The organism is Pseudomonas sp. NPDC089547, from assembly GCF_050280665.1.
GTDB lineage: Bacteria > Pseudomonadota > Gammaproteobacteria > Pseudomonadales > Pseudomonadaceae > Aquipseudomonas.
Genome location: NZ_JBNNVS010000089.1, coordinates 1 through 7,525, shown reverse-complemented (window position 1 = coordinate 7,525; position 7,525 = coordinate 1). Strand labels below are relative to the sequence as shown.

Sequence of the window (7,525 nt, the reverse complement as noted above, 5' to 3'; positions counted from 1 at the left end):
GTAGGAGCGGCCTTGTGTCGCGAAAGGGCTGCGCAGCAGCCCCAGGATTTCAGCGATGATGCGACTATTGTTGGGGCTGCTGCGCAGCCCTTTCGCGACACAAGGCCGGTCCTACAGGGCCTTCGTTAACTCATATGGTCAAGTTAATCAGAAGAAGCCCAGCGGGTTGATGTCGTAGCTCACCAGCAGGTTCTTGGTCTGCTGGTAGTGATCGAGCATCATCTTGTGCGTTTCACGCCCCACCCCCGACTTCTTGTACCCGCCAAACGCCGCATGCGCCGGGTACAGGTGATAGCAGTTGGTCCATACACGGCCAGCCTTGATCCCACGACCCATGCGATAAGCACGGTTGATATCACGGGTCCACAGGCCGGCCCCCAGGCCAAACTCGGTGTCGTTGGCGATCGCCAGGGCTTCGGCCTCGTCCTTGAAGGTGGTGACGCCCACCACCGGCCCGAAGATTTCCTCCTGGAACACACGCATCGTATTGTTGCCCTTGAGCAGGGTCGGCTGGATGTAGTAACCACTGCCAAGGTCGCCCTGCAACCGCTCGGCCGCCCCGCCGGTCAGCAGCTGCGCGCCTTCTTCCCGGGCAACCTGCAGGTACGAAAGGATCTTGTCGTATTGCTGCTCCGAGGCCTGGGCGCCCACCATGGTCTCGGTGTCCAGCGGGTTACCGCGGGTGATCCTGGCGATCTTCTTCATCACCTCGGCCATGAACGGCTCGTAGATCGACTCCTGGATCAGCGCCCGCGACGGGCAGGTGCAGACCTCACCCTGGTTGAAGAACGCCAGCACCAGGCCTTCGGCGGCTTTCTCGATGAACGCAGGCTCGGCCTGCATGATGTCTTCGAAGAAAATGTTCGGCGACTTGCCGCCCAGCTCCACGGTAGACGGGATGATGTTTTCGGCCGCGCACTTCATGATGTGCGAACCCACCGGGGTGGAGCCGGTGAAGGCGATCTTGGCGATGCGCTTGCTGGTGGCCAACGCTTCGCCGGCCTCACGGCCGAAGCCCTGCACGATGTTCAGCACACCCGCTGGCAGCAGGTCGGCGATCAGCTCGGCAAAAATGGTAATCGACAGCGGCGTCTGCTCCGCCGGTTTGAGTACCACGCAGTTGCCTGCGGCCAGGGCCGGGGCGAGCTTCCAGGCCGCCATCAGCAGCGGGAAGTTCCACGGGATGATCTGCCCGACCACACCCAGCGGTTCATGAATGTGATAGGCCACGGTGCCTTCGTTGATCTCGGCTGCGCCGCCCTCCTGGGCACGGATGCAGCCGGCAAAATAACGGAAGTGGTCCGCCGCCAGCGGCACATCGGCATTGAGCGTTTCACGCACTGCCTTGCCGTTGTCCCAGCTTTCCGTAACGGCCAGTACCTCCAGGTTCTGCTCGATACGGTCGGCGATTTTCAGCAGCACCAGGGCGCGGTCTTGCACCGAGGTCTTGCCCCAGGCATCGGCGGCAGCATGCGCAGCGTCCAGCGCCCGGTCGATGTCCTGGGCAGTGGAGCGCGGGAACTCGGCAATGGGCTGGCCATTGACCGGCGAGCTGTTGGTGAAGTACTGGCCAGCCAACGGCGCCACGAACTCGCCGTTGATGAAGTTGCCGTAACGTGGCTTGAAGGACACGACGGCGCCTGGGGTTCCGGGTTGTGCGTAGATCATGCTGGGCCTCTGTGGGTCGATGCCTGTCCAGCGACAGGCGATGCTGCGATGGTAAAAAGCCCCGCCTGCCAGGCGAATGCATCGTTGGCAGCGGGGCTCTCGTCAATTGGTAGTAAATGGCAGGGTCGCCTTAAGGCTTGGCGCTGGCCGTCTGTTGCAACTGTTTGGGCAACTTGAAGGTCCAGAGCATGCCGCCCTGGTTGAAGTCCTTGACCCGCTTGGCCACTTCACCGCCCCACAGCGGTACCGCGCCACCCCAGCCGGACACCACCGACACGTATTGCTCGCCGTCCATTTCCCAGGTAACAGGTGAACCGAGCACGCCGGAGCCGGTCTGGAATTCCCAGACCTTGTCACCCGTCCTGGCGTTGAATGCCTGCAAGAAGCCTTCCGGCGTGCCGGTAAACACCAGGTTGCCCTTGGTGGTCAGCACCCCGCCCCACAGCGGCGCGTAGTTCTTGTGGCGCCACACTTCCTTGCCACTGATCGGGTCGATGGCCCGCAGCACGCCTATGTAGTCTTCGTTGAGCGGCTTGATGGTGAAGCCGGCGCCCAGGAACGCCGCGCCCTTCTTGTAGGCAATGCCTTCGTTCCAGATGTCCATGCCCCATTCGTTGGACGGTACGTAGAACAGCCCGGTGTCCTTGTTGTATGCCATCGGCATCCAGTTCTTGGCACCCAGGAAGGCCGGGGCGACGAACACCGAGCTGCCCTTGGCCTCGCTGCCCGGTGCGCCCGGGCGGCTGGCTTCGTTGTAGACAGGCCGGCCGTTTTTATCCAGGCCAGTGGCCCAGGTGATCTTGTCGACAAAGGGGAAACCGCGGATGAACTTGCCGTTGGTGCGGTCCAGCACGTAGAAGAAGCCGTTGCGGTCGGCGGTGGCGGCGGCCTTGACCTCCTTGCCACCTTCCTTGTAGTTGAACGAGATCAGCTCGTTGACGCCATCGAAGTCCCAGCCGTCATGCGGCGTGCTCTGGAAGTGCCACTTGATTGTGCCGTCGTCCGGGTTCAGCGCCAGGCGCGACGAGGAGTACAGGTTGTCGCCAGGGCGCAGGTGCGAGTTCCATGGCGCCGGGTTGCCGGTGCCGAACAGGATCAGGTTGGTTTCCGGGTCGTAGTAACCGCCCAGCCAGGGCGCAGCACCGCCGGTCTTCCACAGGTCGCCGGGCCAGGTCTTGCCCGCCTCGCCGCCAGAGATACCGTTTTCGATGGCCTTGCCGTCTTTGTACACGTAGCCCATGTGGCCTTCCACGGTGGGGCGCATCCACAGCAGTTCGCCGTTTTCCGGGTTGTAGGCCTGGATCTTGCCCACCACGCCAAACTCGCCGCCGGCAACGCCGGTAATCAGCTTGCCGTTTACGATCATCGGCGCGGCACTGATGGAGTACCCTTCCTTGTGGTCGGCCACCTTCTTGCTCCACACCACTTTGCCGGTGTCCTTGTTCAGGGCCACCAGCTTGGCGTCCAGGGTGCCGAAGAACACCAGGTCGCCGTACAACGCAACACCGCGGTTGATCACGTCGCAGCACGGGCGGATGTCATCTGGCAGGCGCGCATCGTATTGCCACAGTTTCTTGCCGGTGCGGGCGTCCACGGCGAACACCCGCGAGTAGGAACCGGTCAGGTACATCACCCCATCCTTGACCAGCGGCTGGGCCTGCTGGCCGCGCTGCTTCTCACCACCAAAGGAAAACGCCCAGACTGGCCGCAGTTCCTTGACGTTATTGGCATTGAGCAGGTCAAGCGGGCTGTAGCGCTGGCCTTGCACGCCCAGGCCATTGGTCACGATCTGCTGTGGGTTCTTCGGGTCCTGGAGAATTTCTTCATTGCTGACAGCGGCGTGTGCCGCGCCAGCAAGCAGCATGGCGCTGAGCACCAGGCTCACGGCGAACAAGGGGCGACGCGGGGATCGGGTCATGACGGCTACCTTTGGTTTTTTGTTGTATCCGGGAAATTTTCCCGGTGTGCCGGGAATTCTTGGTCCCGACCCGGTTGCCAACAATTGGCCGCAGTGGGGAGATTTCTAGTTCCTTGGTACAGGGCTGGAGGGCGACGCGTTATCAACGCGCTGCAAACGTTGGCGCTCATAACGCGGATACAGGTGGCTGACACTGCGAATCAACTCGTAACGGGTCAGGCTGATACCGGCAAACCGCTCGGGGATGGGGCTGCGGATCATCTCGGCCATGTCATCACCACGGGCCGCACCGTCGCGCATCAGGCCGTCCAGCCAGCCCAGGTAGTCGCGCATCTGCGCGAAGGGCCGGTCATCGCTGGCGACCGGACCGTGGCCAGGCACCAACTGCTTCCAGGGCAGTGCTTGCAAGGTGTCCAGATCCTTGAGCCACACATCCAGCCCTGGGCTGTTGGGCGTGGTCAGGGCACGTTCGTAGAACACCAGGTCCCCGGCGAACAGTACGCCAGTCTTTTCATCCAGGATTGCCAGGTCAGCACCGGTGTGCCCGCCCAACGCCAGCAGACGCAACCGGTGCCCGCCGACTTCGTGGATACCTGCCTCCAGTACCCGGGCTGGCAGCACTACCTCGGTACCGCGCATCCAGTCGCCGACCAGGCGGTACATGTTCTCGGCCATGGCATCGCCTTGCTGGCGCAGCAATTCAGTAGTGCCACCCAACGCGCCGATAGGCACATCGGTGAAGGCCTGGTTGCCCAGCGCATGGTCCGGGTGATGATGGGTCAGCAGCACTTCCAGCAACGGCTTGTCGGTAACGGCTGCAATGGCCTGGCGCAGCGCTTCGCCGTAGCGCTTCGAGGGGCCGCTGTCGATCACCACCACGCCGCTGTCAGTGACGATAAACGCGGTGTTGACGATATTGCCGCCGTTGCTCTTGGCGAAATTGTCCGTGCTGCCTTCCAGTAGCCAGGTACCTGCCGCTATTTGCCGAGGTGTAAGCCGATAGTCCAGATCAGCCCAGGCCGGCAGGCCCAGGCACAGCAGCAACAACGGTATCCAACGCATGCAGGCGCCTCTGCTCAGGGGTAAGTCGGGCAATGCGCTCAAGGCACCGCCGCCTCGAACTGGTTGCCGCTGTTGTCCTGCAACAGCAACCGGGTTGGCCCGGGGCCCCGTATATCGAAGCCCAGGTTCGGGTTCTCGCTGACCGCCGGGTACAGCTCAAGGCTGGCCAGGCGCTGGCCGTCCGCGTCTTGCAACTCGGCATGGTTCAGGAAGAACTCGGGAATACCGCTGACCAGGCCGTTATCCATCGGGTGGGCCACCTGCACGCGCAAACGGCTGGCATCGCCGCGTGGGTAACGCCCTCCCAGCACCACACCCAGGTGTTCCTCCCAGCCGGGTTGGGTGCGTACCACGCTCGGCGCGGTACAACCACCACCCGCCGCGTCAATCAGGGTCGAGCCGACATGCCACAGGCCATCGCGCGTCTGCACAGCAGCGCGCAGCGGCGTGGCCTGCTCGATGCGGATGCGGATCGACAACCAGGGCAGCACGCGCTCGCCGGGCTGGAAATCGACAATGCGCGGCAAAGGGTTCAGTTCCGCCCAGGCGATGATACGCACCACATCGCCAGCGAACGCCCGGGCATCGATCTCCAACGGCACCTGGCGTGCGTCTTCGGCAAACGGCGGCGCCAGCAGCTTGACCCGGTCATCGAAGACGAATGCGGCCTGGCCCAGTAACTGCTTGTGGTAGAAGGCCCACATTACCGAGGGTACCGGGTCTGTTTGGGTGCCTTGCGTGGCAGGCAAGGCTGCACAAGGCATCCAGCAGGCCAGCAAAAAAGTCGCTCGCCAGTTCATGGCCTGCTCCTATTGATACATCTCCGGGACCTCGTAACGTAGGCCGTAAGCGGCATACATGGCCTTGAGCCGGCCATCGCGGATCATCGCTTCAAGGGCTTCCTCCACGGCATAGGCCAACTGGCGGTTGCTTTCATGTACCGCCATGCCGATTTCCCAGGCCTGCTTGCCCAGGTTGGGGTAGGCGTTTTCCGCGAGTGCCAGTTGCGGGTCGCCAGCCTGGTGCATTTGCCAGTCGACTTCGCCGCGCATCGCCATGACGGCGTCCACCTGACCGGCCTGCATGGCACCGAACGCCTGTTGCACGCCAGGGTAATGATGGGTGTTGGCACTGAGCATGCCGTTGAAAACCGAAGTCAGGTAGAACGACGGCACGCTGTCTACCTCTACCCCGATGGGGTGCTGCTGGAACACCGCCACACTGGCCACCGACGCCAGGCGACGGCGGTCGTACGCCACCTGCCATCGCTCTTGCTGATAAGGCCCGAACATGACGACCTGGCCATTTTCCAGCTCACCTACCTCGTTGCGTTTCTGCGCATAGGCATGGTCGTAAGGCACCCGCATCATCAGGTCGGCCAACTGCTGGTGGCGCAGCGGGCTGCCGCGCCAGATGTAGTCCCGCAGGTCGTCGTCGAGCTTTTCTCCGGGCGGCGCCCAGATCAGTTGCAGGCGCACCCCCAAGGCCGTAGCCAGGGCCTGCGCCAGCTCAACGTCAACGCCGCTCGGCTTGCCGTGGTCCTCGAAACTGTAGGGGGCGAAATCCTTGTATACAGCCACCTTCAACTCGCCGGCAGCAATAATCGCGTCGTAGTTGCGCACCTGCGCCTGCACTGCGGTGCACCACAGCAGCAGGCTACCTAACAGCACGGCAAACCGGCGCATGGCTGTCACTCCTCAACGTGCACGCTGTCCAGGTAGGTGCGTACTGCCCACAGGGCTTCCTGGCTGAGGTAGTCGGCCATCTTCGGCATGTACACACGGCCATCGCGAACGGCGCCGTGGCGAACACGCTCGACAAACCATTCATCTCCGGCGTCACCGGCATCAAGCATGCGCAGGTCCGGAGCAATGCCACCGGACTTGGCCTCCAGGCCATGGCAAGCAGCGCAGTTCTGGTTGTAGGCCGAGGCGCCGATTTCCACGGCCTTGTCATGTTCGGGTGAGGTGCGATATGGGTTGACTGCCGCCCAGCCATCGCCATCCAGGCTTACACCGGCGTCCTTGATTGGGGTCAGGCCCTTGGTCTCCACGGCCTGGGGCACCACATTGCCATGGGCCCAGGCCGTACCGGTCAGCACCGCCGCGGCCAGCAGCCCTGTAGCCAGCAATACATTGCGTTTTGTTGTCATTCTTATGCCCTCACCATTGCACGCAAAGCCTCAACCACAGAGGCCGTGCCGCCATCTTAAAAACAGCCCGCAGGCGGCCGAATGCTGCTTTGGTGGCCGGGCCTTAGTCCCTTGGTAGTAGGGCTTGTGGCGAAGGGCCAAATGAGGTGCCGTCCGGGAGCTTTTCCCGGCAAGAGCGGGACATTTTCCGTATCCCGCAGCCGCCGCTGCGCCCCACCCTGTGCAGGCCAAAACCTCCACTGGGAACTGCAACCATGACAATAAGATCGCTACCCGCCCTTTCCCCTCTGGCCCTGAGCGTGCGCGTGCTGCTGATGGCCGGTAGCCTGGCCATGGGCACTGTGGCAACAGCGGCCACCGCCCCTGCGGCACCTGCCAGCAAGAATGTCACCTGGGAAGACATCGCCAACGACCACCTCACCACCAAAGACGTGCTGCAGTACGGCATGGGCACCAATGCCCAGCGCTGGAGCCCCTTGGCGCAGGTCAATGACAAGAACGTGTTCAAGCTCACCCCGGCCTGGTCGTATTCGTTCGGCGACGAAAAGCAGCGCGGCCAGGAGTCCCAGGCCATCGTCAGCGACGGCGTGGTCTACGTCACCGGCTCGTACTCGCGGGTGTTCGCCCTGGATGCCAAGACGCGCAAACGCCTGTGGACCTACAACCACCGCCTGCCCGACAACATTCGCCCGTGCTGCGAGGTGGTCAACCGCGGCGCGGCGATC

At 63.0% G+C, this 7,525-nt stretch carries 7 protein-coding genes; 1 reads left to right on the top strand and 6 read right to left on the bottom strand.

Translation table 11 applies throughout. The annotated features are described in order from the left end of the window. Positions 1 to 147 precede the first annotated feature (147 nt). The 6 genes from exaC to pedF all read right to left on the bottom strand — a co-directional run bounded on the left by exaC (position 148) and on the right by pedF (position 6,800). Entirely contained in the window at positions 148 to 1,668 is a 1,521-nt protein-coding gene (exaC, locus tag ACQKPZ_RS27720; RefSeq protein WP_427544412.1) for an acetaldehyde dehydrogenase ExaC, read from the bottom strand. A gap of 130 nt (positions 1,669 to 1,798) precedes the next feature. Next, a complete protein-coding gene (pedH, locus tag ACQKPZ_RS27715; RefSeq protein WP_427544409.1) occupies positions 1,799 to 3,586 on the bottom strand; it encodes a PQQ-dependent alcohol dehydrogenase PedH in 1,788 nt (595 codons plus the stop codon). Positions 3,587 to 3,691: 105 nt separating this feature from the next. Continuing rightward, positions 3,692 to 4,648: a quinoprotein relay system zinc metallohydrolase 1 gene (locus ACQKPZ_RS27710; RefSeq protein ID WP_427544406.1), complete on the bottom strand. Its 957-nt coding sequence runs from the start codon at positions 4,646 to 4,648 to the stop codon at positions 3,692 to 3,694. Between the two features lie 38 nt (positions 4,649 to 4,686). Continuing rightward, complete coding sequence (locus tag ACQKPZ_RS27705) at positions 4,687 to 5,448, bottom strand: quinoprotein dehydrogenase-associated SoxYZ-like carrier (RefSeq protein ID WP_427544403.1); 762 nt, start codon at positions 5,446 to 5,448, stop codon at positions 4,687 to 4,689. A gap of 9 nt (positions 5,449 to 5,457) precedes the next feature. Beyond that, complete coding sequence (locus tag ACQKPZ_RS27700; RefSeq protein ID WP_427544400.1) at positions 5,458 to 6,333, bottom strand: substrate-binding periplasmic protein; 876 nt, start codon at positions 6,331 to 6,333, stop codon at positions 5,458 to 5,460. Between the two features lie 5 nt (positions 6,334 to 6,338). After that, entirely contained in the window at positions 6,339 to 6,800 is a 462-nt protein-coding gene (gene pedF / locus ACQKPZ_RS27695) for a cytochrome c-550 PedF (protein WP_391134326.1), read from the bottom strand. A 254-nt stretch (positions 6,801 to 7,054) separates the two neighbouring features. On the opposite strand from pedF, the gene ACQKPZ_RS27690 reads away from it, so the two are divergent. Next, the coding region (locus ACQKPZ_RS27690; protein ID WP_427544397.1) for a PQQ-binding-like beta-propeller repeat protein at positions 7,055 to 7,525 on the top strand (471 nt) is incomplete at its 3' end.

Coding starts and splice junctions, on each gene's coding strand:
- exaC (WP_427544412.1), bottom strand. CDS start 1,668: ATGATCTACGCACAACCCGGAACCCCAGGCGCCGTCGTGTCCTTCAAG.
- pedF (WP_391134326.1), bottom strand. CDS start 6,800: ATGACAACAAAACGCAATGTATTGCTGGCTACAGGGCTGCTGGCCGCG.
- ACQKPZ_RS27700 (WP_427544400.1), bottom strand. CDS start 6,333: ATGCGCCGGTTTGCCGTGCTGTTAGGTAGCCTGCTGCTGTGGTGCACC.
- pedH (WP_427544409.1), bottom strand. CDS start 3,586: ATGACCCGATCCCCGCGTCGCCCCTTGTTCGCCGTGAGCCTGGTGCTC.
- ACQKPZ_RS27710 (WP_427544406.1), bottom strand. CDS start 4,648: ATGCGTTGGATACCGTTGTTGCTGCTGTGCCTGGGCCTGCCGGCCTGG.
- ACQKPZ_RS27705 (WP_427544403.1), bottom strand. CDS start 5,448: ATGAACTGGCGAGCGACTTTTTTGCTGGCCTGCTGGATGCCTTGTGCA.